The 24,329-nt window shown below is 63.1% G+C and carries 18 protein-coding genes; 15 read left to right on the top strand and 3 right to left on the bottom strand.

Annotated elements, in window-relative coordinates; genetic code table 11:
• Positions 1-148 precede the first annotated feature (148 nt).
• Positions 149-778 carry a response regulator gene (locus DFP86_RS04150; RefSeq protein ID WP_133678755.1) on the bottom strand — a complete coding sequence of 210 codons (630 nt, stop codon included), beginning with the start codon at positions 776-778 and terminating at the stop codon, positions 149-151.
• On the bottom strand, positions 775-3,072 hold the full coding sequence (locus tag DFP86_RS04155) for a PAS domain-containing sensor histidine kinase (protein ID WP_208108219.1): 2,298 nt from the start codon (positions 3,070-3,072) through the stop codon (positions 775-777). The genes DFP86_RS04150 and DFP86_RS04155 overlap by 4 nt, the downstream gene beginning before the upstream one ends.
• 482 nt (positions 3,073-3,554) lie before the next feature.
• Between DFP86_RS04155 and vioA the strand changes: the two genes are divergently transcribed.
• The 7 genes from vioA (at position 3,555) to DFP86_RS04190 (ending at position 12,353) form a co-directional block, all read left to right on the top strand.
• A complete protein-coding gene (vioA, locus tag DFP86_RS04160) occupies positions 3,555-4,811 on the top strand; it encodes a flavin-dependent violacein biosynthesis tryptophan-2 monooxygenase VioA (protein WP_133678757.1) in 1,257 nt (418 codons plus the stop codon).
• 21 nt (positions 4,812-4,832) lie between these two features.
• Entirely contained in the window at positions 4,833-7,820 is a 2,988-nt protein-coding gene (vioB, locus tag DFP86_RS04165; RefSeq protein WP_133678758.1) for an iminophenyl-pyruvate dimer synthase VioB, read from the top strand.
• Positions 7,821-9,110: an NADP-dependent violacein biosynthesis oxygenase VioC gene (gene vioC, locus DFP86_RS04170; protein ID WP_133678759.1), complete on the top strand. Its 1,290-nt coding sequence runs from the start codon at positions 7,821-7,823 to the stop codon at positions 9,108-9,110. It abuts the gene before it with no gap.
• Positions 9,110-10,231, top strand: coding sequence for a flavin-dependent violacein biosynthesis monooxygenase VioD (gene vioD, locus DFP86_RS04175; RefSeq protein ID WP_133678760.1), 1,122 nt, complete (start codon positions 9,110-9,112; stop codon positions 10,229-10,231). Before vioC ends, vioD begins: the two co-directional genes overlap by 1 nt.
• A 9-nt stretch (positions 10,232-10,240) precedes the next feature.
• Complete coding sequence (vioE, locus tag DFP86_RS04180) at positions 10,241-10,822, top strand: violacein biosynthesis enzyme VioE (protein WP_208108220.1); 582 nt, start codon at positions 10,241-10,243, stop codon at positions 10,820-10,822.
• A gap of 50 nt (positions 10,823-10,872) precedes the next feature.
• Positions 10,873-11,820 carry an L-threonylcarbamoyladenylate synthase gene (locus DFP86_RS04185; RefSeq protein ID WP_208108221.1) on the top strand — a complete coding sequence of 316 codons (948 nt, stop codon included), beginning with the start codon at positions 10,873-10,875 and terminating at the stop codon, positions 11,818-11,820.
• Between the two features lie 77 nt (positions 11,821-11,897).
• Positions 11,898-12,353: a ferritin-like domain-containing protein gene (locus tag DFP86_RS04190; RefSeq protein WP_133678763.1), complete on the top strand. Its 456-nt coding sequence runs from the start codon at positions 11,898-11,900 to the stop codon at positions 12,351-12,353.
• A 51-nt stretch (positions 12,354-12,404) separates the two neighbouring features.
• Here DFP86_RS04190 and DFP86_RS04195 read toward each other — a convergent pair whose 3' ends face one another.
• On the bottom strand, positions 12,405-13,409 hold the full coding sequence (locus tag DFP86_RS04195; protein WP_133678764.1) for a glycosyltransferase family 2 protein: 1,005 nt from the start codon (positions 13,407-13,409) through the stop codon (positions 12,405-12,407).
• Positions 13,410-13,745: 336 nt separating this feature from the next.
• On the opposite strand from DFP86_RS04195, the gene kdpF reads away from it, so the two are divergent.
• The 8 genes from kdpF to DFP86_RS04235 all read left to right on the top strand — a co-directional run bounded on the left by kdpF (position 13,746) and on the right by DFP86_RS04235 (position 24,328).
• Complete coding sequence (gene kdpF, locus DFP86_RS04200; RefSeq protein WP_133678765.1) at positions 13,746-13,835, top strand: K(+)-transporting ATPase subunit F; 90 nt, start codon at positions 13,746-13,748, stop codon at positions 13,833-13,835.
• A gap of 1 nt (position 13,836) precedes the next feature.
• Positions 13,837-15,645, top strand: coding sequence for a potassium-transporting ATPase subunit KdpA (kdpA, locus tag DFP86_RS04205; RefSeq protein WP_133678766.1), 1,809 nt, complete (start codon positions 13,837-13,839; stop codon positions 15,643-15,645).
• A gap of 22 nt (positions 15,646-15,667) precedes the next feature.
• On the top strand, positions 15,668-17,740 hold the full coding sequence (gene kdpB / locus DFP86_RS04210; RefSeq protein WP_133678767.1) for a potassium-transporting ATPase subunit KdpB: 2,073 nt from the start codon (positions 15,668-15,670) through the stop codon (positions 17,738-17,740).
• 11 nt (positions 17,741-17,751) lie between these two features.
• Positions 17,752-18,321 carry a potassium-transporting ATPase subunit KdpC gene (kdpC, locus tag DFP86_RS04215; protein ID WP_133678768.1) on the top strand — a complete coding sequence of 190 codons (570 nt, stop codon included), beginning with the start codon at positions 17,752-17,754 and terminating at the stop codon, positions 18,319-18,321.
• 100 nt (positions 18,322-18,421) lie between these two features.
• Entirely contained in the window at positions 18,422-21,106 is a 2,685-nt protein-coding gene (locus DFP86_RS04220) for a DUF4118 domain-containing protein (RefSeq protein WP_133678769.1), read from the top strand.
• Between the two features lie 4 nt (positions 21,107-21,110).
• On the top strand, positions 21,111-21,809 hold the full coding sequence (gene kdpE, locus DFP86_RS04225) for a two-component system response regulator KdpE (RefSeq protein ID WP_133678770.1): 699 nt from the start codon (positions 21,111-21,113) through the stop codon (positions 21,807-21,809).
• 139 nt (positions 21,810-21,948) lie between these two features.
• On the top strand, positions 21,949-23,235 hold the full coding sequence (gene mltA / locus DFP86_RS04230) for a murein transglycosylase A (protein ID WP_243729300.1): 1,287 nt from the start codon (positions 21,949-21,951) through the stop codon (positions 23,233-23,235).
• A gap of 16 nt (positions 23,236-23,251) precedes the next feature.
• Complete coding sequence (locus DFP86_RS04235) at positions 23,252-24,328, top strand: efflux RND transporter periplasmic adaptor subunit (protein WP_166642144.1); 1,077 nt, start codon at positions 23,252-23,254, stop codon at positions 24,326-24,328.
• The last annotated feature ends 1 nt before the right edge of the window (position 24,329 follow it).

Raw genomic sequence — 24,329 nt, forward strand, 5'->3', positions numbered from 1 at the left:
CAACCCCGTGCAATGAGAATGTCATGAGTGTAGGCAAGCGCGAGCGGCGGGCGTATCGGGGGCGGACGGATTTTGCTGTCGGTCGAAGTCCTAGCTATAGGTAGGGATATCCCTACACATTGGATGCCGATCGACGATTGGTTTGGGCCTAGAGCAGGTGGTGTTCGATGGCGTAGCGCACCATGTCGGCGACCGAGTGGGCGTGCAGCTTCTGCATCAGCCGAACTTTGTGGGTGCTGACCGTCTTGGCGCTGATCGCCAGTTGCAGGGCGATTTCGTTGACGTTGGTGCCACGCACCAGCCGTTCGAAGACTTGATACTCGCGTTCGGACAGCAGGGTATGCGGCGGACGTTCGTCGTCGAGCCCTCCCTCGAACACCATGCGGTTGGCCAGTGCCGGCTCCAGGTAGCGGCCGCCGCCGGCCACTTTGCGAATGGCGGAGAGCAGCAGCGCCGGGTCGCTGTCCTTGGTGGCGTAGCCGGCGGCGCCGGCTTTGAGGGCGCGGGCCACAATCTGTACTTCATCGTGCATCGATAACATCAGGATGGCCGGGGCCGGCGTGAGTGCGCGAATGCGGGCGATGGCCTCCAGCCCGCTGCCGCCCGGCATGGAGATGTCGAGCAGCACCACGTCGCACGGTGTGGCGCGCAGTTGCGACAGCAACGGGCCGACATGGGTCGCCTCGCCCACCACGCTCAGGTCGGGCGCCATCGAGACCAATTGCTTGATGCCTTCGCGTACGATGGCGTGATCTTCCGCGATGATGACCTTGATCATTGGATTTCCTCTCGGCAATCGACCGGTAGCCGCACCAGCAGTGTGGTGCCCTGTCCGGGCTGGCTGTCGATCTGCAGTTCGCCGCCTAAGAGCCACACGCGTTCGCGCATGCCGACCAGGCCGAAGGAGCGGCCGGCCGGTTGCCGCTCGGGCTGAAAGCCCTTGCCGTCGTCCGCGATGCTGAGGCTCACCCGGCGCGCCTCCGCGCTTAAACCGATGCTTACGGTCGCGGCTTCGGCATGGCGCAGCACATTGGTCAGCGCCTCTTGCAGAATGCGGAATAGGCCGATGGCCTGGGTGTCGTCCAGATGCAGCGGCGTATCGGGTACCGACACCAGGCAAGCGATACCGGTGCGGCTCTCGAAGCGCCGCGCTTGCCATTCGATGGCCGAGCCGAGTCCGGCGTCGAGCACCGGCGGTCGCAAGGCGCTGGCGACGTCGCGGACGATCTGGAAAGTGCTTTCGATCAGCTTCTTCATGTTGCCCAAGCGTTCGGCCAGCTTGGTGTCCAAATGCGCGAAGCCTAGCTCGCACATCGAGGTTTCCAGCCGCAGCACGGTAAGAATCTGTCCAAGTTCGTCATGCACCTCGCGCGCGATGCGCGCTTTTTCTTCTTCGCGCACCGATTCCAGGTGCGCCGCCAGGCTGCGCAATTGGCTGCGCGACTCGGCCAGTTGCAATTCGTGGTGTTTGTTCTGGCTGATGTCCCAGACGATACCGTCCCAGACCCGGCGGCCGTCGTCGAAACGTCGCACGCTGGCGCGCAGGTCGACCCAGTTCGAATGGCCGTCACGATGGCGCAGGCGGCCCTGCCAGCGCCAATCTCGCGCCTCGTCGACCGCCTGATGCCAGGCGGCGAGATAACCCGGCAGATCGGCCTCGTCGACCGCCTGCCGCCAGCCCTGCGACCATCCCTGCACCGTCTGTGCCGGATAGCCGAGCAGATGCTGGCTGGCGGCGCCGACGAAGGCTAAGCGCGGCGGCTCGCCGGCTTGCGGCGTTTCCAACCGGAACACCATACCCGGCACATTGGCGGCCATGCTCTTGTAACGTGCCTCGCTTTCGGCCAGTGCGGCGCGCGCCATGTAACGCTCGGTGATGTCGTTGAGATAAACCACCAGATATTCGGCGCGGCCGAATTGCAGAAAGCTCAGCGTGACCGACACCGCCAGCGGCTGCCCATCCAGCCGCCGGCATTGGGTCTCGAAGCTCTGGATCTCGTGGTTTGTTCGCAGCCGGTTCCAGGCATCGAGCCAGGTGTGGCTATCGAGCAGCGGTTCGAGTTCGGCGAGCCGGCGCGCGAGTAGCGCGCCTTGGGCATAGCCCAGCATGCGCTCGGCCGTGCGATTGGCGTAGCGGATACGGCTATCCCAGCTGACCCACAAAATGCCGACGGTGCTATTGTCGATGGAAAACTGCGACAGCCGCAGCTCGGCTTCGGTGGCGTTGCGCGTTTCCAGCTCTTGCCAGGCCGACAGCAGCCGCGCTTCCGCATGCCGGCGAGCGCGACGTTGCCGCCGCCACAGGCCCAGCGCCAGTAGTGCGGCGATAGTTAGCGCCAGCGTCAGGCGCTGCCAAAAGACGATGGTGTCGAGTAGGCGTGGATAGTTGGGACGAAGCCAAGTGGCGCGGATTTTTTCCAGACGCTCGGGCGGTAGTTGCGATAGTGCCTGGTCGAGCAGCGCTGGTAGTTCGGGCCAATCCTTGCGCACCGCAAGACGCAACAGGCGGGTATCGCCGATATCGCCGACGACCGCCAGGTTGGAGAAAGCCGGCTCTTTGAACAAGAGCGCCAATTGCGCTTCGTCGACGATGGCGTATTGCGCGCGTTGCTGCTCGACCGCCTGCACGGCCTGGCGATCCGATCGCGCCGGAAGCCGCGTCAACTCGGGGTAGTTGCGCTCGACGAACTGCCAAGCATCGCTGGATTGATCGATGGCCAGGCGTTCGTTCAACGCCAGGCGGTCGAGCTCCACCACATCGGCGCTCTCGGCGCGGAAGCCCACCAGCTTGTGCGGAACCCTGAGGTAGGGGAGCGAGAACAGCCAATGCCGCAAAGTGGCGGGTGTCTGCTGCATGCCCGGCGCCACGTCGACTTCGTCGCGCTCGACCGCCGCATCCAGTGCGTTCTGATTAGGGTATACCCGCCAGGATAGATGCAGGCCGTTCTGGCTTGCCAGCAGATTCATGAATTCGACATCGGCACCTTCCAGCCAAGGGCCGTGCGCGCTTTGCTGGAGATAGGGCGCCTGCAGTACCGCACCGACGCGCCAGTCGCGGCGAGCCGCCGGCAAGGCAGACGCCCAGGCCGCCGACGATAGCGCGGCAATGCCTGTCAGACCGAGTAGCAGGCGGCGGACGTTGCGGGCGGCATGTTGGTCTGACTTGGGCTTCAGTGTCGTTTCCTCGCCCGTCTAACAGTGTGAACAGGCTCTAAAAGTGGGCGACGTATCGCGTGAAAGGGAATGTCGATAAGCAGTCACTCTACTCATTGCGATAACAATAATAAACACCATCGCATGGTGCACCGCCCACCCCCAGTTTTGCCTGTTGCCGCTTTTCGCCCTTCTCTTGCCGATATGTAGCATTTTCCACTGCTTTTACCTGCCCGTTGGGACAGTTTATGTTGGATTGTCCAGCAATATGATTGATGTTGCTGGCTGGTGTGGCTAAGTTCCGTTAATGACTTTGGCATTGGCTGGTTGTGTTTATATGCCTTTGGATTGTTATGGTGGTGGGGCTGGGCCGTGCGGATGACATACGCCAGGGGAAGGTGATGAGGGTTTTTTCGGATATTTGCATTATCGGGGCGGGGGTCGGCGGGCTCTACTGCGCGAATGAACTAGCCAGTGCGGCGGCTTGCCGAGGCTTGTCGATCCGCGTCTTCGACCTGCGTCCAGAGGTGGGGGGGCGGATTCGCTCCAGCACGGCGGATGGCCGCCAGCCGGTCGAGTTGGGGGCTGAGCGATATAGCCCGGCGCTTCATCCGCATGTGCTGAATATATTGCAGCGCCACGATCGCAAGAGCCAGCCTTATCCGTTCGCCGGCCAGACGGCCGAGAGCCCGACGCAGCAGGCGGTACGGGCGGCACTGGCCGAACTGTCATCCATGCCGGCCGAGCTGCGCCAGGAGCCGTTTTTTGCGACGCTCGGCCGCCGCCTAGGGCGCGAAACGGCCACGAGCCTGATACGCTCGCTCGGCTACGACGCCTTGTTCCTGCCGACTATTTCGGCCGCCATGGCTGACGGCATTGTCGGCTCGCATCCCGAGACGCAGGCTCTGACCGGCAACGGCGCCAATCCGTGGTTTTGCGTCGAGGGCGGCATGCAGGGGCTGCTGAAGGAGATGCAGGCACGTGCGGAAGCGGGCGGGGCGGCGTTTAGTCTGCATCACCACTTGCAGTCGGTGACGGCCACGCCGGATGGCTACAGTCTGACGCTGCTCGATGAGCAGGAGCGTGTGGTGACGTACGAAACCCGCCATTTGATTCTAGCGCTGCCGCCGACCGCAATGCGCCTGCTCAATCTGGATTTTCCGCAAGCCTGGAGCACGGCGAGTTATGGCTCGCTACCGTTGTTCAAGGGCTTCCTGTTCTATTCGCAGCCGTGGTGGCTGGCGCATGGCCTGAGCGACCAGGTGCGGATCGTCGACAACCCGTTGCGCAAGGTGTACTTCCGCAGCGATCGGTACGTGTTCTTCTACAACGACAGCGAGAGTGCCAGCTATTGGCGAAGTTGCCTGGCCGATGGCGAACAATGGTATTTGACCACGGTGCGCCGCTATCTCGCCGAAGCGCTGGGACTGGATGAAGCCGCCATCCCCGAACCCAGTCACCAGCTGCACCATTTTTGGCGGCATGGCGTCGAATTCCATCAGTCGGGCACCGACAGGCATCCGTTGGCCTTGCGGCATGCGACAAACGGCATCATCGCCTGCTCCGATGCGTACACCGCGCATTGCGGCTGGATGGAAGGGAGCCTGCAAAGCGCCGGCGAGGCTTGTCGGCTGTTGCTCGCGCGTTTGTCCTCTTAATCGTCGCACCCGGTTCTAACTATGAGTGTTCTTGATTTTCCGAGGCTGTATTTCAGAGGCCATGCCCGCGCGAACATACCGACCGCCAACCGTAACGAACACGGCCAGATCGATATGGCCAGCAACACGGTCCGCATGGCGGGTGCACCCTTCGATCTCGCGTTGCCGCCGACCGTGTTCCACCAATATCTGCAACAACTGGGGCCGCGCTTCGATGCCGAGGGGCATCCCGACGCCGACGGTATCTTCAGCCAGGCGGTCGGGTTCAACGCTTGCGGCAACAACCATTTCTCCTGGGAGGCGGTGACGGTCAGCGCGGTGCAGACGGACGTCGGCGCGCCGGTGACCGATGACGACCTGGTGGGGGCCCGGTTGTCGTTGTGGGGGCACTATAACGACTACCTGAGAACGACCTTCAACCGCGCTCGCTGGGTGGATAGCGATCCGACCCGACCCGACGCGGTGCAGATTTACGCCGGGCAGTTCGTCATCGGCGAGCGCGAGACGGCCGCGCATGCGCCGTCGCTGTTTTCGGCCGACCTGGCGCAGGCGCACTCGGCACGCTGGGTGCACGGCAGTCATATCCTGGAGTTGCCCCAACATTTTTTGCGCGAGGATTTCGCCCGCGCCCGTCTGTTCCAGTTTTCGCTAGCAAAAGCCGACGCCCACTTCCTGTTCTCTCCCGAGGCCGAGCGCTTCACCGCCTTGACGCACTTGCGGCAGGCGATGGCGGATGAGTCGGTGCTGGGGCTGACGGTGCAGTACGCATTGTTCAATATGGCACCCCCGCCAGGGCCGAACTCGCCGGCCTTCTTCGAGCTGGTCGGCGTACTCGGCTTGTGGCGCAGAAACGAGCTGGCCACTTACCCGACCGGGCGTTTACTGCTGCCGCGCGATACGGCGCTCGGGCCGATGACGGTGCGTATCGGCGCCGAGCATGTGTCGTTCAATATGCCGACCAGTATTCCCTTCTCGGCGCGCAGCGCTAGCTGCGAGGGCCGTCCGACGCCGATGCTGGCCGCCAAACTGCCCTTGGGCGAGCTGGTGTTGCGCGATCAGCTCGGATGCGCAATCGCGCGCGTACCGCAAGCGGTGTATCTCGACTATTGGCGCCATCATGGGGTACTGGACGTGGCGTGCTTGGCCGAGCCCGTCGGTGCGCTCAGCCTGCAAGGCGATTGGGTGCGCTGGGACGAGCAAGAGTGGGTTTCGCAGTCGGACAGCGACAATCTGTATTTGGAAGCGCCGGATCGTCGGCGCGGCCGGGTATTCCCGCAGGCGCTGACGGTTCAGAGCTACTGGCGCGGCGAACATCGGCCGTATCCGGCGTTGGCTTTGCGCGTGGAGGGCGAAGGGCAGGCGCAGGCGTCGGCGCTGGTGCGCGACAACGCCCTCGAAGTGACGCTCGCCGGCCAGCGGCCCGGTTGCGCGCGTCTGTACTTGGGCGATGGCGAAGCGTTTGTGCATCTGCGTGTCTTGCCAGACGATTGGCATCTGGCCGATACCCCGGTCGAGGCGGTCGATTATGCCTTCCTGTACCGGCACGTCATGAGTTACTACGAACTGATCTATCCCTTCATGGCCGACAAGGTGTTCAGTCTGGCCGACCGGTGCAAGTGCGAAACCTACGCCCGGTTGATGTGGCAGATGTGCGACCCGCAAAACCGCGATAAAAGCTATTACATGCCCAGTACTCGCGAACTGTCCGAGCCGAAGGCCATGTTGTTCCTGAAATACCTGGCGCATGTCGAGGCGGCGGCCGCACCGGTTGTCACCGCAGCCGAACCGCCGGTTATCGGCGACAGGGCACAGCTGGTGGCGGCGTTGAAGACGGCGGTGGATCTAGAGTTGTCCATCATGCTGCAGTACGCGTTCGCCGGCTATTCGATTCCCTCCTATGCCCAGGGCCAGGCGCGCGTGGCATGCGGGCAATGGCAGCCGGCACAGCTCGCGCTGGCTTGCGGCAGCGGCGACCGCCGGCGCGATGGCGGTATGCGCGGCACTTTGCTGGAAATCGCGCATGAAGAAATGATCCACTACCTGGTGGTCAACAATCTGCTGATGGCCTTGGGCGAGCCGTTCTATCCGGGGCGTGCGCTGGTCGGCGAGGAGGCGCGACAGGTTTTCGGGCTGGATACCGAATTCGCCTTCGAGCCGTTTTCCGAACATGTGCTGGCCCGTTTCGTTCGCTGGGAATGGCCGAACTTTATCCCCGCGCCCGGCCCCTCCATCGCCGGATTCTATGCCGCCATCCGCCAGGCGCTTGCGACGCTGCCGGCACTGTTCGTCGGCGTCGACGGCAAGTGCGGCGGCGAGCACCACCTCTTTCTGAACGAACTGACCAACCGCGCTTACCCGGCTTATCAATTGGATGTGTTCGACCGCGATAGCGCGTTGTTCGCCATCGACTTCGTGACGGCGCAAGGCGAGGGCGCCGCATTGGACTCGGCGCATTTTGCCCAGTCGCATTTCCAGCGCTTGCGGCAGTTGAACAGCCAGTTGCTGCAACAACCGGTGCCGTTCGAACCGGCGCTGCCGGTACTGAAGAATCCGGTGCTGCGCGAGCGGGCGGGGTGCACGGTGGTGCTCGATGAGCAGGCCCGGACATTGATGGCGCTCTATCAAGGCGGTTACGACTTGATGTTGCAGATGATGGCGCTGCATTTCGCACAGCGGCCGCTGGGCAGCCTGCGCCGCTCTCGGCTGATGAATGCCGCCATCGATCTCATGACCGGCTGGTTGCGACCGTTGTCGCTGGCCCTGATGCAATTGCCGTCCGGCGAGCCCGGTCGCTATGCCGGCCCGCCGGTGCCCGAGCCGATAGGCGCCGGCGTCGCCGACGATTATGTCGAAGGCTGTCGGATGTTGGCCGAGCGCTGTCGGGCGCTGAGCGCACAGGCGGTGGCCATGGCGCCTGGCGGACTCGGTGCCGCGCCACGGGAATTGTTGGACTTTTATACCCGTCAGCTGATGGATCTGGCTGACGGCAAGGTAACGAGAGAGGCTTAAATGCAGAAAGTGATCATTGTCGGAGGCGGACTGGCCGGCGGGTTGACGGCGATCTATCTGGCGCGGCGCGGTTTTCATGTGCACGTGGTGGAAAAACGCGGCGATCCGCTCTGCGATATCGGCGGATACGTCGATACGGTCAGTTCTCGCGCCATCGGCGTCAGCATGACGGTACGCGGCATCCAGGCGGTGCTGGCCGCCGGCATCCCGCGCGACCAACTGGAGCAGTGCGGCGAGCGTATCGTCGGTATGGCTTTCTGTGTCGGCGGTAAATACCGGGTGCGCGATTTGCGGCCGCAAGAGGAGATGTACCCGCTGTCGTTGAACCGGGCGGCCTTTCAGCGCTTGCTGAATACCCACGCCGTGGCGCTTGGCGTGACCTACGATTTCGAGCAGAAATGCCTGGACGTCGACCTGGAGGAGAAGTCGGTGCTGCTGCAGGCCGCGGACGGCCAGATACGACGCCTGCAAGGCGACTGGATCATCGGCGCGGACGGCGCTTATTCCGCCGTGCGCCAGGCCATGCAAAATAGCCTGCGGCGCTTCGAGTTCCAGCAGACTTTCTTCCGCCATGGTTACAAGACCCTGGTGTTGCCCGATGCCGAAGCGTTGGGATTCCGCAAAGACCTGCTGTATTTCTTCGGCATGGATTCGAAAGGCTTGTTCGCCGGGCGGGCGGCGACCATTCCCGATGGCAGCGTCAGCATTGCGGTCTGCCTGCCTTATCACGGCGAACCCAGTCTGGCATCCGAAGACCGGACGTCGATGAAGACGTTCTTCAGCCAGTATTTCATCGGTTTGCCGCAATGGGCGCTCGACGAGATGTTGGCGCAGTTCCTGGTCAAACCCAGCAACGACCTCATCAATGTCCGTTCCAGCACTTTCCATTACAAGCACCACGCCCTGCTGCTGGGCGACGCGGCGCACGCTACCGCGCCTTTCCTGGGGCAGGGGATGAATATGGCGTTGGAAGACGCGCGCAGCCTCGATAGCCTGTTGGATCAATACGGTAACGATCTGCTCCGGGTGCTGCCGGCATTCACGCAGCAACGCAAGGTGCAGGCCGATGCGATGCAGGACATGGCGCGCGCCAATTACGACGTCTTAAGTAGCGCCAGCCCGATCTTTTTCTTGCGCACTCGTTATACGCGCTACATGCACCGGAAATTTCCCCGGCATTTTCCGCCGGACATGGCCGATAAGCTGTACTTCACCGCAGTACCGTACGACGTGTTGCAGCAAATTCAGCGCAAGCAGAACGTTTGGTACAAATTTGGGAGAGTCAACTGATGAATATTCTGGTTATTGGTGCGGGCCCGGCGGGGTTGGTATTTGCCAGTCAACTGAAATTGGCTCGGCCCGACTGGCGTATCCGCATGATCGAAAAGCAGGATCCGGAGTCGGTGACCGGCTGGGGGGTGGTGCTGCCAGGCCGGCCCGGCCAGCATCCGGCCAACCCCTTGTCTTATCTGGATGATGCCGACACGCTGAATCCGCAGTTCCTGGAGGAATTCCAATTCGTCCATGGCGATCAATCGAGCCGGATGCCGATCGGCGTGCTGATGTGCGGTGTCGGGCGGCGCGGCCTGGTACATGCGTTGCGGGCGAAATGCCAGTCGCTCGGCATTGAAATTCGTTACGGCGCCGCGCCGACGAACGTGACCGACGGCGTCGGCGGCGAGTTCGACCTGGTCGTCGTCGCCAATGGCGTCGGCCACAAGCATGACGGCATGGCCGAGGCGCTGCGGCCGCGGTTGGAGTACGGCGGCAATCGCTACATCTGGTATGGCACCACGCGGCTTTTCGACCAGATGAACCTGATTTTCCGGGCGCACGAGACCGGCACGTTCGTCGCGCATGCCTATCGCTATGCCGACCGGATGAGTACTTTCATCGTCGAGTGTAGTGCCGCGACCCATGCCTGTGCCGGACTCGAACGGATGTCGGAACGAGAGTCGGCGACCTTCATCTCCGATGTCTTCCAGTCGACCCTGCGCGGGCATGCCCTGCTGGGCCAGCCTGCGCAGGGCTGGCGCCAGTTCATGACGCTCAGCCATGAAACCGCCGCCGAAGGCCGTCTGGCGCTGTTGGGCGATGCCTTGCAATCCGGGCATTTCTCCATTGGCCATGGCACGACCATGGCGGTGGTCGAGGCCCAGCTGTTGGTGAAGGCGCTGTGTACCGAAGCCGATCTGCCCGCTGCGTTGGCCAATTTCAATGCGCACGTGCTACCGCTGGTGCAACTGTTCAAGTCGCATGCCGATTGCAGCCGGTTGTGGTTCGAGACCATCGATGAACGCATGCACCTGAATCATGCCGAACTGGCGCAGCACTTCGATGCCCGGCGCAAGGCGTTGCCGCCGCTGCCCGAGGCACTGGGGCGCGAGCTTGGCTACGCGCTGGCCCGCTAGGAGATGGCGATGACCCGGATTCCGCCGCTACTGCCTCAGCAATGGAGCAGTGCCTACATCTCGTATTGGTCGCCGATGATGCCGGAGGATCAAATCAGCTCTGGTTATTGCTGGTTCGATTACACGCGCAATCTCTGTCGTATCGATGGTCTGTTCAATCCTTGGTCCGAACGTACGACCGGTTACCGCTTGTGGATGTCGGAAACCGGCAATGCCAGCGCGCGCCGCACGCATAAGCAGAAGGTGGCCTATGGCCGCGACGGCGTCGAGCTCAGCGCTCAGCCGCTGGCGGAGGAGTCCGCGTTATTCGAGCAGTTGTACTTGCCCCAGGGGGTGTTGCGCGAGCACCGGGCACGTCACGATGGCCGGCACGAAGTGCTGGGGTTGGTTGCCGATGCCTGGACTTACCAGCGGCCGGGCAAAGGGCCGGCGACCTTGTTCCTCAAGGCCGACACCGATTTACTGCTGCGCATGGTGACCGGCGACGCCGACGGGCATGCCTCGGTGCGGGATTTTCCCAATTTATGCACCCGGTCGATTCCGGCATGGATCTTCGCCGCCGATGCGGCGGGCAGGTCAGATTTTGCCTAGTTGGGCGTCGGCATGGATAATGAGGCATCCTCGTCTGAATGATCGTTGCCGTGAACCCCACTCTCACCACTGATATCGATCAGGCCTGCGCGCGTCTGCGTTCGGGCCTGCTGGTCGCCATACCCACCGAAACCGTCTACGGTTTGGCGGCGGATGCCTGCAATCTGGACGCGGTGCAAAAAGTCTTCAAGCTCAAGCGCCGTCCGGCCAGCAACCCGCTCATCGTGCACTTGGCCGATGCCGCGCAGTCCGACAATTGGGTCAAGTCGGTGCCGGTCGCCGCAGAGCGCCTGATGAAAACGTTCTGGCCCGGCCCGCTGACCCTGGTGCTGCCGGCGGCCGATCATGTGTCGCGCGTGATTACCGCCGGTCAGGGCAGCGTGGCCTTGCGCGTGCCTTCGCACCCGCAGGCGCGCGAACTGCTGCGGCGTTTCGGCGGCGGCCTGGTGGCGCCGTCGGCTAATCGCTATATGTCGATCAGTCCGACCTCGGCGGAACATGTGGCACGCCAGTTCGCCGGCGAGGATTTGCTGATTCTGGATGGGGGCGTTTGCAAGGTGGGGCTGGAGTCGACCATCGTCGGGCTGTTGCCCGGCGAGCCGCCGCGTCTGTTGCGCCATGGCATGATCGCCGTGACCGAGCTGGAAGCGGTGTTGGGCAGTAAATTGGTCGTGGGTGCTCACGGCGGCTTGCGCGTCCCGGGACAGCACCACCGGCATTATGCGCCGCATACCCCAGCCTGGCGTTTCGATACGCCGCCGCACGATGCGCTGGCCGATGCCGCCACCGCCTGGCTGTGGTGCGGCGGCGCCATACCGAGCGCCGGTCCGGCGCTGGATCTGGGCGCCGACCCCAAGGCTTACGCGCGAGCGCTGTACGATGCGCTCTACCAGCTCGACCATCTGGCCGCGGCGCGGCTGATGATCCAGACACCACCCGATTCGCCGGCCTGGGCGGCGGTGCACGACCGGCTCAATCGTGCGAGCCAGCCGCTCTAGGCAGGTATTTGGCGGATGAAGTGCTACATTCGAAAGGTTCGCCCATCTCGATGAGGGGGCCTTTAGAGGAGATCCGCATGAATGCCAAAGACAGCACCAAGGCCATTGCCGCGTTGAACCACATAATGGAGCTGGAACTTGCCGGGGTGGTGAAGTATACCCACTACGCCTTGATGGTCTACGGTTACAACCGTATCCCCATCGTCTCCTGGCTCAAGGACAACGCCACCGAGAGTCTCGATCATGCGCGCCGCGCCGGCGAGATGGTGACTTTGCTCGGCGGTCATCCTTCGTTGAAAATCGGCGCGTTGCTGGAAACCGAGCGCCACGACATCGGCGACATTCTGCGCGAGAGCTTGCAGCATGAGCAAAAGGCGCTCGACGCTTACTACGAGCTGCTGAAGATCAGTGTCGAAAAGTCGGTGCTGTTGGAGGAGTACGCGCGCGAGATGATCGTGCAGGAAGAGCTACATCTCGACGAGGTCAATAAGATGTTGCGCGCGCCGGGCGCCACCGCGCCATTCGCCGAGTGACGTATCGCTGACCGGCGGCGGCTTGTCGCCGCCGGTCAGTGTCTGTCGACCCTAAACCTTTTCTCGTTTTTGCCGCCGGCGCAGCTGGTAGTTGAGGAACACTCGCCCCAGCGACGGGTGCAAGAGCGGCAACCCCACCCATTTCCTCTGTCCCTGATCGATCGGCAGCTTGCGCAGCGCGCCCAACGTCAGTTCGCCGTCGATTTTCAGGCTGGCCAGCAGGCGCTGGTAGAGGAACTCGTCCAGCGATTGATCTCGGATCAGATCCTTGAAGCCCTCGCGGCCGAGAAAGCGGGCCGCCAGTTGCTGGAATTCCGCGCGCAAAGCCGGCCAGTGATGGCTCTGCTGCAGGGTGTCCTTGATGCGTTGCACGATGGTGATGCGATCTTCCACCAGGAAGGGGGCATATTGCGCGCGAATGCCTCGTTGGCGTTGGCGGCAACCGTACAGCGCCAGCGGCACGACTTGCAGCCGGGAGATCGACGCCATCAGGCGCACGGAAAACTCCAGATCCTCGTAGACCAGCCCCTCGGCGAAACGCATCTTGCCCAGACTTTCGCGGCGATACAGCCGGCAGCACACGCTGGCCGGCAATTCGCCGGTCAACAGCGCGCGCAGGGCTTCCGGTCCCGGCAAGCCTTTGCTGGCCACGGTATAAGTCGGCGGAAAGTTGCATGGGGTGCCATCGGCAAACCCGTGCATCCAGCACTGTACGACATCGGCATTGCTGTTTTCGGCGGCGTTGACCAAGGTATGCAGGAAAGTGGGATGCCACAGGTCGTCGGCATCGACAAAAGCAATGAAACGGCCGCGTGTCTGTTCCATGCCCGTGTTGCGCGCGGCGCCCACGCCGCCGCGCTGGCGGCGGGCATAGCGCAACCGGGTGTCGGCGGCAATCAGCGATCGCAGGCGCACAGGGGTTTCGTCGCTGCTGCCGTCATCGACGATGATCAGTTCGAAGTTGGTGAACGTTTGCGCCGTGATCGAGCGCAAGGTGGTCTCCAGGTAACTGAGATCGTTGTAGCTGGGAAGGATGATGGAAACGATGGGCTGCATGGCAAACCGCAAAAATGGAATGATTATCCATGCTCATCGGGTTACAAACAAGGCTGGCAGAACATTTTGGCATGGGATAGCCATCAACGATCGATCGATGCGGCGCGGGATGGCGGTAAATGAAAACGAATGGGGTAAATGCCTTTTTTACGCCATTTTTATATTCAAATAAGTAAGGTTCGACCATGGATGATCAGGCGGGTGCGAGTCGGTATTGCCCGCCATGGATAAACAAGGAGAGATCGCGATGGATCTGATCTACGTAGGTTTGACGCTGTTGTTCGCGCTGTTGACCTTCCTGCTGATCGCAGGTTGCGCGCGTTTGGGGGGCAAGTCATGAGCTTGATTTATCTGTTGAGCGCCGCCTCGGCCATCGGGCTATTGGTGTACCTGATTTATGCGCTGTTGAAACCGGAGAATTTCTAACATGACGTCTGATGCCCTGATTTTGCTGGGGACCTTTCTGGTCGCGCTGTTGTTGCTGTCGTATCCGCTGGGCGGCTACATGGCGCGAGTCATCAAGGGGGATGCCCCAGGTCCCGTCCGTTTCTTTGTGCCGGTCGAACGCTTTATCTATCGCCTGTGCGGGGTGGATCCGGAGCAGGAAACCGGCTGGAAGGGTTATACCTTCGGCCTGATTCTGTTCAGCCTGATCGGAACGTTGTTCGTGTATCTGCTGCAACGCGTCCAAGGCTTCTTGCCGCTCAATCCGCAAGGGATGGGGGCGGTGTCGCCCGACTCGGCCTTCAATACCGCCGTGTCGTTCGTGACCAATACCAACTGGCAGGGGTATGGCGGCGAAAGCACCATGAGCTACCTGGTTCAGATGGCGGCGCTGACCGTGCAGAACTTCCTGTCGGCGGCCAGCGGCATTGCCGTGGTGGTGGCGCTGATTCGCGGCTTCGCCCGCCACAGCGCCGCGGCGATCGGTAATCTGTGGGCCGACCTGACGCGCATCACGCTGTATATCTTGTTGCCGCTGTCGGTGGTGTTCGGCCTGTTGTTCGTCGGCCAGGGCGTGATTCAGAACCTGAGTCCGTACAAGGACGCGACCACGGTTCAGGCGACCCAATACCAAGTGCCGCGCCTCGATAAAGCCGGCAATCCGGTCAAGGATGCCGCCGGCAAGCCGGTGATCGATACGCTGACCAGCAAAACGCAGTCCTTGGCCATGGGCCCGGTCGCGTCGCAAGAAGCCATCAAGTTACTGGGGACCAATGGCGGCGGTTTCTTCAATGCCAATTCGGCCCATCCGTATGAAAATCCGACGCCGCTGGCCAATTTCCTGCAGATGCTGGCGATCTTCCTGATTCCCGCCGGGTTGTGCTTTACCTTCGGCGCCATGGTCGGCGACAAACGCCAGGGCTGGGCGGTGATCGCCGCCATGGCGGTGCTGTTCGTCGCGCTGGCCAGTGTGGGTCTGTGGGCTGAGCAGAAGGGGGTACCGGCACTGTCGCATCTGAATGTCGACCAGCAGGCCAGCGCGCTTCAGGCGGGCGGTAATATGGAAGGCAAGGAAACCCGTTTCGGCATCAACAGCACCATGCTGTTCGTCGCCGTAACCACCTCGGCCTCCTGCGGCGCGGTCAACGCCATGCACGATTCGTTGACGCCGATTGGCGGTCTGGTGCCGACCTTCCTGATGCAATTGGGCGAAGTGGTGTTCGGCGGTGTCGGTTCCGGTCTGTACGGTATGCTGATCTTCGCCATCCTGGCCGTGTTCATCGCCGGGCTGATGGTGGGACGCACGCCGGAGTATCTGGGCAAGAAGATCGAAATCTTCGAAATGAAGATGACCGCCCTGACGATTCTGGTCACCCCGACCTTGGTCCTGGTACTGACCGCCCTTGCCGTTCTGACCGACGGCGGTCGCGCCGGTATCGCCAATCCGGGTGCACACGGCTTCAGCGAGCTGCTCTATACCTTCACCTCGGCAGCCAACAACAACGGTAGCGCCTTCGCCGGCGTGTCGGCCAACACCCCTTGGTTCAACATCATGACCGGCATCGCCATGTGGTTCGGCCGCTTCTTCATGATTGTGCCGATTTTGGCCATCGGCGGTTCGCTGGCCGGCAAGAAGCGCCTGCAGGTGACCTCCGGCACCTTGCCGACCCATGGGCCGCTGTTCGTGGTGCTGCTGATCGGCGTGGTGTTGCTGGTGGGGGCGCTGAACTATGTGCCGGCACTGGCCCTGGGCCCGGTCGCCGAACATTTGCAAATGATCCTGGCGCACTAATCGACGACAGGAGAGACGAAAAATGAGCCAAACAATCAAAAATATGTCGATGTTCGATCCAAGCCTGGTCAAACCGGCGCTGATCGATTCGTTCCGCAAGCTGTCGCCGCGCAATCAGTGGCGTAACCCGGTGATGTTCGTGGTGTTCATCGGCAGTATTTTGACCACCTTGCTGCTGATTCCGGCCATGCAGGGCAAGGGAGAGGCCTCGTTCGGCTTCATCCTGGGCATTGCCCTGTGGTTGTGGTTTACCCTGCTGTTCGCCAATTTCGCCGAAGCGCTGGCCGAAGGCCGCAGCAAGGCCCAGGCAGCGAGTTTGCGTAGCGCCAAGAAGAACGTGATCGCCAAAAAGCTCGACGGCGAGAAATACGGCGCCAAGGTGGCCGTGATCGACGGTTCCAGCCTGCGCAAGGGCGATGTGGTGCTGGTCGAGGCCGGCGACACCATTCCGGTCGATGGCGAGGTGATCGAGGGCGTGGCCTCGGTGGACGAGTCGGCTATCACGGGCGAATCCGCGCCGGTGATCCGCGAGTTCGGCGGCGACTTTTCTTCGGTGACCGGCGGCACCCGCGTGCTGTCCGACTGGATCGTGGTACGCATCACGGCGAATCCCGGCGAAACCTTTCTCGATCGCATGATCGCCATGGTCGAGGGCGCCAAGCGCCAGAAGACCCCGAACGAGATCGCATTGACCATCTTGCTGGTCGCACTGACCATCGTCTTCCTGGTGGTGACCGTGACCTTGCTGCCGTACTCGATGTTTAGCGTCAGCGTGGCGCACGCCGGTACGCCGATCACCATCACGGCATTGGTGGCGTTGCTGGTGTGCCTGATCCCGACCACCATCGGCGGTCTGCTGTCCGCCATCGGCGTGGCCGGCATGAGCCGCATGATGCAGGCCAATGTGATCGCCACCTCGGGCCGCGCGGTGGAAGCCGCCGGCGACGTGGATGTGCTGTTGCTCGACAAGACCGGCACCATCACGCTGGGCAACCGCCAGGCATCGACTTTCCTGCCTGCCATGGGGGTGAGCGTGGAGATGCTGGCCGATGCGGCGCAACTGGCTTCGCTGGCCGACGAAACGCCGGAAGGCCGCAGTATCGTGGTGTTGGCCAAGCAGCAGTTCAACCTGCGTAGCCGCTCCTTGACGCAGCACGAGGCGACCTTCATTCCGTTCTCTGCGACGACCCGTATGTCCGGGGTCGATTACGACGGCCGCCAGATCCGCAAAGGCGCGATCGACGCCATCCGCAAGCATGTGCAGGCTGAGGGCGGCACCTTCCCCGAAGACGCCGGCCGTATCGCCGACGAGGTGGCCCGGCGCGGCAGTACGCCGCTGTTGGTGGCCGAGGGCGGCCGCGTGTTGGGCGTGATCGAGCTCAAGGATATCGTCAAGGGCGGCATCAAGGAACGTTTCGCCGAACTGCGCCAGATGGGCATCAAGACCATCATGATCACCGGCGACAATCCGCTGACCGCGGCGGCGATCGCCGCCGAAGCCGGTGTCGACGATTTCCTGGCCGAAGCCACGCCGGAGAACAAGCTGTCGTTGATCCGCAAGCATCAGGCCGAGGGCAAACTGGTGGCCATGACCGGCGACGGTACCAACGATGCACCGGCCTTGGCGCAAGCCGACGTCGCCGTGGCGATGAATACCGGCACGCAAGCCGCCAAGGAAGCCGGCAACATGGTCGACTTGGACTCCAATCCGACCAAGCTGATCGAGATCGTCGAGATCGGCAAGCAAATGCTGATGACGCGCGGCTCGTTGACCACGTTCTCGATCGCCAACGACGTGGCCAAGTACTTCGCCATCATTCCGGCGGCGTTCGCCTCGACTTATCCGCAGCTCAATGCGCTCAACGTCATGCATCTGAACAGCCCGAACTCGGCCATCCTGTCGGCGGTGATTTTCAACGCCCTGGTGATCGTGGCGCTGATCCCGCTGGCGCTCAAAGGCGTGAAGTACAAGGCTCAGGCCGCCGCGCAGCTGTTGCGCGACAACCTGCTGATCTATGGCCTGGGCGGCATTATCGTGCCCTTCGCCGGCATCAAGCTGATCGATATGGTCATCGGCGCCATGGGTTGGGCATAAAGGAGAATATTGTGAGCAAAACCATTCGTCCCGCCGTTGTGCTGTTTGCGGCGCTGACCATACTGACCGGCCTGCTGTATCCGCTACTGATGACCGGTGCCGCCCAACTGCTGTTTCCGAGCCAGGCCAACGGTAGCCTGGTGCAAAAGGACGGCAAGCTGATCGGTTCCAGCCTGATCGGGCAAAACTTCAGCGATAATCGCTATTTCTGGAGCCGGCCGTCGGCGACCTCGCCGCAACCGAACAATGCCGCCAATTCCGGCGCATCCAACCTGGGGCCGACCAATTCGGCGCTGACCGATGCCATCAAGGCGCGTATCGATGCGCTGAAGGCCGCCGGTCCGGTGCCGGCAGGCGCTGTGCCGGTCGATCTGGTGACGGCATCCGCCAGCGGTCTCGATCCGGATATCTCGCCGGCCGCGGCTTTTTACCAAGTGCTGCGCGTCGCCGCCGTGCGTAAGCTGCCGGCAGAGAAGGTTCAGGCTTTGGTCGAGCGCCACATCACGCCGCCGCAATGGGGCTTTCTTGGCGAAGCGCGCGTCAATGTGCTGCAATTGAACCTGGATCTCGATCGCCTGTAAGCGACCGAGATGCGGAATCGGGCCCGAGGCCTGCGCGGGATGCCCTGCGCGGGCCCGGGCTTTGCCGCCGTTAGGCGGGAATGCGTAGAGAGAACCAACCATGACCGATCAGCGCCCTGATCCGGACGAACTGCTCAATCAGCTCAAACGCGACGAAGCCGAAGCGCAACGCGGCCGGCTGAAAATCTTTTTTGGCGCTTGCGCCGGGGTCGGCAAGACCTATGCCATGCTCAGCGCCGCGCAGGAACGGGTCGCCTCCGGCGGCCAGGTGGTCGCCGGGGTGGTCGAAACGCATGGCCGCAAGGAGACCGAGGAGAAACTGGTCGGGCTTGAGCGGCTGCCGATGAAAGAGGTTGAATACAAAGGGCACAAGCTGCAGGAGTTCGATCTGGATGCCGCGTTGGCGATCGCGCCGCCCTTGATCCTGATCGACGAGTTCGCCCACTCCAACGTGCCGGGTTCGCGCCATCCCAAGCGCTGGCAGGACGTGGAGGAGTTGCTGGCCGCCGGCATCGACGTCTACACCACTTTGAACGTGCAGCACCTGGAGAGTCTGAACGACGTGGTCGGTCAGATTACCGGCATCGTGGTGCGTGAAACGCTGCCTGACAAGGTGTTCGATTCGGCCGACGAAGTCTCGCTGGTGGATTTGCCGCCGGAGGAACTGCTCGGGCGGCTGCACGCCGGCAAGGTGTATATCGCGCACCAAGCCAAACGGGCGGTCGACAATTTCTTCCGCAAGGGCAATCTGCTGGCGCTACGCGAGTTGGCGTTGCGCCGCACGGCCGACCGGGTCGACGCACAGATGCGCGCCTATCGCGCCGACCAGGCGATCAAACCGGTCTGGCAGGCGCGCGAACGGCTGCTGATCTGCCTCGGGCCCGCGCCCGGCGGCGAAAAACTGGTGCGTAGCGCCAAGCGCATGGCGGCCAACCTCGACGCCGACTGGATCGTTGTCTATGTCGAGACGCCGCATTTGCAGCGCTTGCCGCAGGAAAGCCGCGACCGCGTGCTGAAAGTGCTGAAGTTGGCGCAGGAGTTGGGGGCCGAGACCAGTGTGCTGGCCGGCGCGGCGCTGGCGGAGACGGTCGAGGCCTATGCCCATTCCCGCAACGTTTCCAAACTGGTGGTCGGCAAATCGCCCCGCAGCCGTTGGTCCCAGGTGTTTCGGCCGACGCTGGTGGACGAACTGTCGCGGCGCAATAGCCAGTTCGATATCTACGTGGTCGGTAACGATCTGGCGGGCGGCGAGGAGGGCGGCTCGCGCCGCCGTCATGCCGGCGGCGGCTTGTTCGAGGCGCCCGAGGCGCGCGCGCGTCAGCGGCTGGGCTACCTGGCGGCATTCGGCGTCACGGCCGCCACCACCGTGCTGGCGGGGGTGCTGGCCTCCGTGCTCGATTTGTCGAACATCATCATGATCTACTTGTTGGTGGTGGTCGGGATCGCCGTACGCTTCGGCCGTGGCCCGGGTGTGTTGGCGTCCTTCATTTCGGTGGCGCTGTTCGACTTTTTCTTCGTGCCGCCGCGCATGTCGTTCTCGGTGTCGGATACCCAGTACATCGTCACTTTCATCGTCATGTTGTCGGTGGCCTTGACCATCAGCCAACTGACCGCGCGCATGAGTTTCTCTGCGCGCATCGCCACACATCGCGAACGCCGTACCCGGGCGTTGTACGACCTGGGGCGCGAATTGGCCGGAGCGTTGACTGCGCAGCAGATCGTCGAAATCGGTGCCAGCCACGTCGAGGCGTTGTTCCAGGCGCGTTGCGAGGTGCTGACGCCCAATAGCCACGAGCAGGTTCGCGCCTTACTTTCGACCGGCATTGCCGACGTCGGCGTGGCGCAGTGGGTGTACGACCATCAGCAGCCAGCCGGCCTCGGCACCGATACCTTGCCGTCGAACGCCGCCCTGTACATGCCGCTCAAGGCCCCGATGCGCACGCGCGGGGTGCTGGCGCTGGTGCCGCAGGATGTGCACGAGGTCTTCATTCCCGAGCAGCAGCGCTTATTGGAGACGTGTGCGGCGCAGATCGCGCTGGCACTCGAACGCGTGCACTACGTCGAGGTGGCTCAGGACGCGATTGTCGCCATGGAGTCCGAGCGGCTGCGCAACAGCGTGTTGTCGGCGATCTCGCACGATCTGCGCACGCCGCTGACCACCATGGTCGGCTTGTCGACACTGCTGGCGCAGACGCTGTCGCGCGAGCAGCAGCTGGACGTGGCGCATTCGATCCACGACGAAGCGTTGCGCATGAACAACCTGGTGACCAACCTACTGGATATGGCGCGCCTGCAGTCCGGCGTGCGGCTCAACAAGCAGTGGCAGTTGCTGGACGACGTGGTCGGCAGTGCGCTGCGTTCGGCCGATACCTCGCTCGTCGGCCATCATTTGCAGATCGAGCTGCCGGCCGACTTGCCGCTGTTGGCCTTCGACGAAGTGCTGATCGAGCGGGTGTTGGTCAACCTGCTGCAAAATGCCGGCAAGTACACGCCGCCGGGGTCGACCATCCGCCTCTCGGCCGAAGTCGGCATTGGCGAAGCGACCGTCTCCGTCTGCGACGATGGCCCCGGCCTGCCCGCCGGGCTGGAATCGCGCTTGTTCGACAAGTTCACCCGCGGTACTTTCGAATCGCCCACGCCAGGCGTTGGTCTGGGCCTGGCCATTTGCCGTTCGATCGTCGAGGCGCATGGCGGTACGATCCAGGGCAGCAACCGTGTGCCGCACGGTGCTTGTTTCACCTTTACCCTGCCGCTGGGGCATCCCCCGGTGGTGCCGGAGGAGTGATGTCGTGAGCGAATTGCCGATTGCCATCGTTTTGATCGAGGATGAAAAGTCGATCTGCCATTTCCTGTCGGCCACGCTGGAGAGCGAGGGCATGCGTGTCTTTGCGGCCGAAACCGGTCGCCAGGGCCTGATCGAGGTGGAGACGCGCAAGCCGGATCTGGTGATTCTCGACCTGGGCCTGCCGGATCTCGATGGCGTCGAGGTGATCCGTCGTTTACGTCAATGGTCGCAAGTGCCGATCCTGGTGCTGTCGGCGCGCACCCAGGAGGAACAAAAGGTCGAGGCATTGGACGCCGGCGCCGAGGATTACCTGACCAAGCCGTTCGGCGTGGCCGAGTGCCTGGCGCGCGTGCGCGTGTTGTTGCGCCGCCGGGTGCGCGATAGCGCCTCCGCCAGCCAAGTGTTCCAATTCGGCGATGTGCGGGTCGATCCGGTGAACCGGCTGGTGTACAAGCAGGACGTCGAGGTGCGGCTGACGCCGGTCGAATATCGACTGCTGAGCGTACTGGTACGCGATGCCGGCAAGGTACTGACGCATCGCGAGTTGCTGCGCGAGGTATGGGGGCCGTCGTATTCGGAAAGCAATCAGTATCTGCGGGTGTACATGGGGCACTTGCGCCAGAAGCTGGAAGACAATCCGGCGATGCCGCGCCATATACTGACGGAAACCGGCGTCGGCTACCGTTTGTGCCCGACCGTCTGAGGTATTGCCCGCCGTCGGCGGCCGGCCGCGATGCCGCCGGCCACCCACCCGTCGTTTGGTCATGCTTAAGAATCAAGGCTTGGCGCGGTCTGGAGGGCGGGCTACACTCCTGACTTCCTTCGTTTCCGTTCGATACATCATGCCGCTGTCTCCGCGTTTTCTGCCGTTACTGTTTCCCCTTGTCCTGCTGACCGCGTGTTCGAGTCTGCCGCCATTGCCGGCAACGCCCACGACGGCGCAGCGCCCGACGCCGACAGCGACGTCGGGCTCGGTCAGTTTCAGCCCCGAGCCGGTCGGTGCGCTGCCGGACTGGCAACAGCAGGATTTGACCACCTCGTTGCAGGCGTTGCGGCAGAGCTGCCGCGTGGTGGCGCGCCAGCCTCAGTGGTCGGCGCCCTGCCAGGGCGTATCGGCGCTCGCCAGCGCCGACAATGCCGGGATCCATCAGTTTTTCGAAGCGCACTTCACCGCCTGGAGAATGCATGATGGCGCGCGCGACAGCGGGCTGATCACCGGCTATTACGAGCCGATCCTAAACGGTAGCCGCAGTCGAAGCGCCGCGACGCCGTATCCGTTGTACGGCGTGCCGGACGATCTGCTTTCGCTGACGCTGCCGGCCTCTGCGCGCAATACCGGGCCATGGGTGGCGCGCCGCGTGGCGAACAACCGTCTGGCGTTGGTGCCCGGCGCCACCCAGGCCGGGCCGGGAGAAGTTCTGGTCAATCCGGCCGACTTCCCGCCGGAAAGCCGCGCCCTGCTCAAGGGGCGTATCGACAACGGTCGCTTGGTGCCGTATTACACTCGGGCGGATCTCGCCGCCGGTCGCGGGGTCGACCGGGCGCCGGTGTTGGCCTGGGTCGAGGACTCGGTCGAGTTGTTCTTCCTGCAAATCCAGGGGGCGGGCCGCATCCAGCTCGACGATGGCAGCACCTTGCGTGTCGGCGTGGGCGACAATAACGGTTACGGCTACCAGTCGATCGGCCGCTGGCTGGCCGACCACGGCGAGATGCCGTTGTCCGCCGCCTCGATGAGCGGCATCCAGAACTGGGTACGCCTCCATCCCGACCGCCAGCAGGCGCTGTTCAACGTCAACCCGCGCTATATCTTTTTCCGCACGCTGCCGGGCAATGACGATGGGCCGCTCGGCGCGCTCGGCGTGCCGCTGACCGATGGCTACAGCATCGCCGTCGACCCGCACTATATCCCGCTCGGTACGCCGGTTTACCTGGCCACCACGCAGCCGCATTCTCAGGCGCCGCTCAATCGGTTGATGCACGCGCAGGATACCGGCAATGCCATTCGCGGCGCTTTGCGCGCCGATTTCTTCTGGGGCTTCGGCGCCGAGGCCGGCATGAACGCCGGCGGAATGAAACAAGCCGGCAGCATGTGGTTGCTGCTGCCCAATGGCATGAGCCCGTCCCTTTGAGATGAGAGTCCGCGCGATGTATCGACTGTTCTTTGTGCTATTGATCGGCGTGTTGGCGGGGTGCGGCGAGCACGAGCCCGCGGCGCCCGAGAAGCCGGTGTCGCGTCTGTTGGCGGCAGAGGATGTCCAGGTCGCGCAGAAGGGGGCGGTGGTCGACAGCCTGCCGTTCACCGGTACGCTCAATCCGTTGTCGAGCAGCGTGGTCGGCTCCGAATTGGAGGGTACGGTACTGGCGGTGCCGGTACGCGAGGGCGAGACGGTGCATCGCAATCAGGTTCTGGCGCGCATCGACAGCCGCGTGGCGCGCGAGGCCCTGATGGAGCAGGAGGCGCAGTTGGCCAATTACCAGTCCAAGCTGGGGCTGGCGCGTATCAAATTGGAGAAACAGCGCGAGCTGTTCCAAAAGGGCTTCATTTCCAAACTGGCGTTCGAAGAGGAATCGAGTAATTTCCGCATCGCCGAGGGCGAGTTCCGGGTGCAACAGACACAGCTGATGCGCGCGCGCAAAGTGCTGGCCGACAGTGTGCTGCGCGCGCCGATCGACGGCGTGCTTTATCAGCGCAAGATCAATCCGGGCGAGCAGGCGCAACGCGGCGTCAACCTGTTCAGCATCGCCGATCTGTCGGTGATGGAGGTGACGGCCAGCATTCCGTCGCAGCTGGTCGGGCGGCTGAAATTGGGCATGGCGGCGCAGTTTCGCACCGAGGCCGGCGGGCAAACGTTCCAGGGTCGGCTTGTGCGCATGAACCCGGTGGCGATGTCCGGCACGCGCAGTTTCGCCGTCTACATCCGGGTGGATAATCGCGACAGCCACTTGCGCGCCGGGCAGTTCGTGCAAGGCGGTATCGCGCTGTCGCGGATCGATGACCTGGTGGCCCTGCCGCTGCCGGCCGTACACGATATCGACGGGCAGCCCTGGGTGATGATCGTGCAAGCGGGCCGGCTTGTCCGGCAGTCGGTGACGTTGCGCCTGCGCTCGGAGACCAACCGCCAGGCGGCCGTGTCCGGCGTGGCGCCGGGACAAGTGGTCATGACCGGCAGCCTGCTCGGCCTGAAGGCCGGCGACGCCGTCACCCTGCCGACCCGCCGCTGAG

This window comes from Paludibacterium purpuratum, assembly GCF_004363805.1.
Classification (GTDB): domain Bacteria; phylum Pseudomonadota; class Gammaproteobacteria; order Burkholderiales; family Chromobacteriaceae; genus Paludibacterium; species Paludibacterium purpuratum.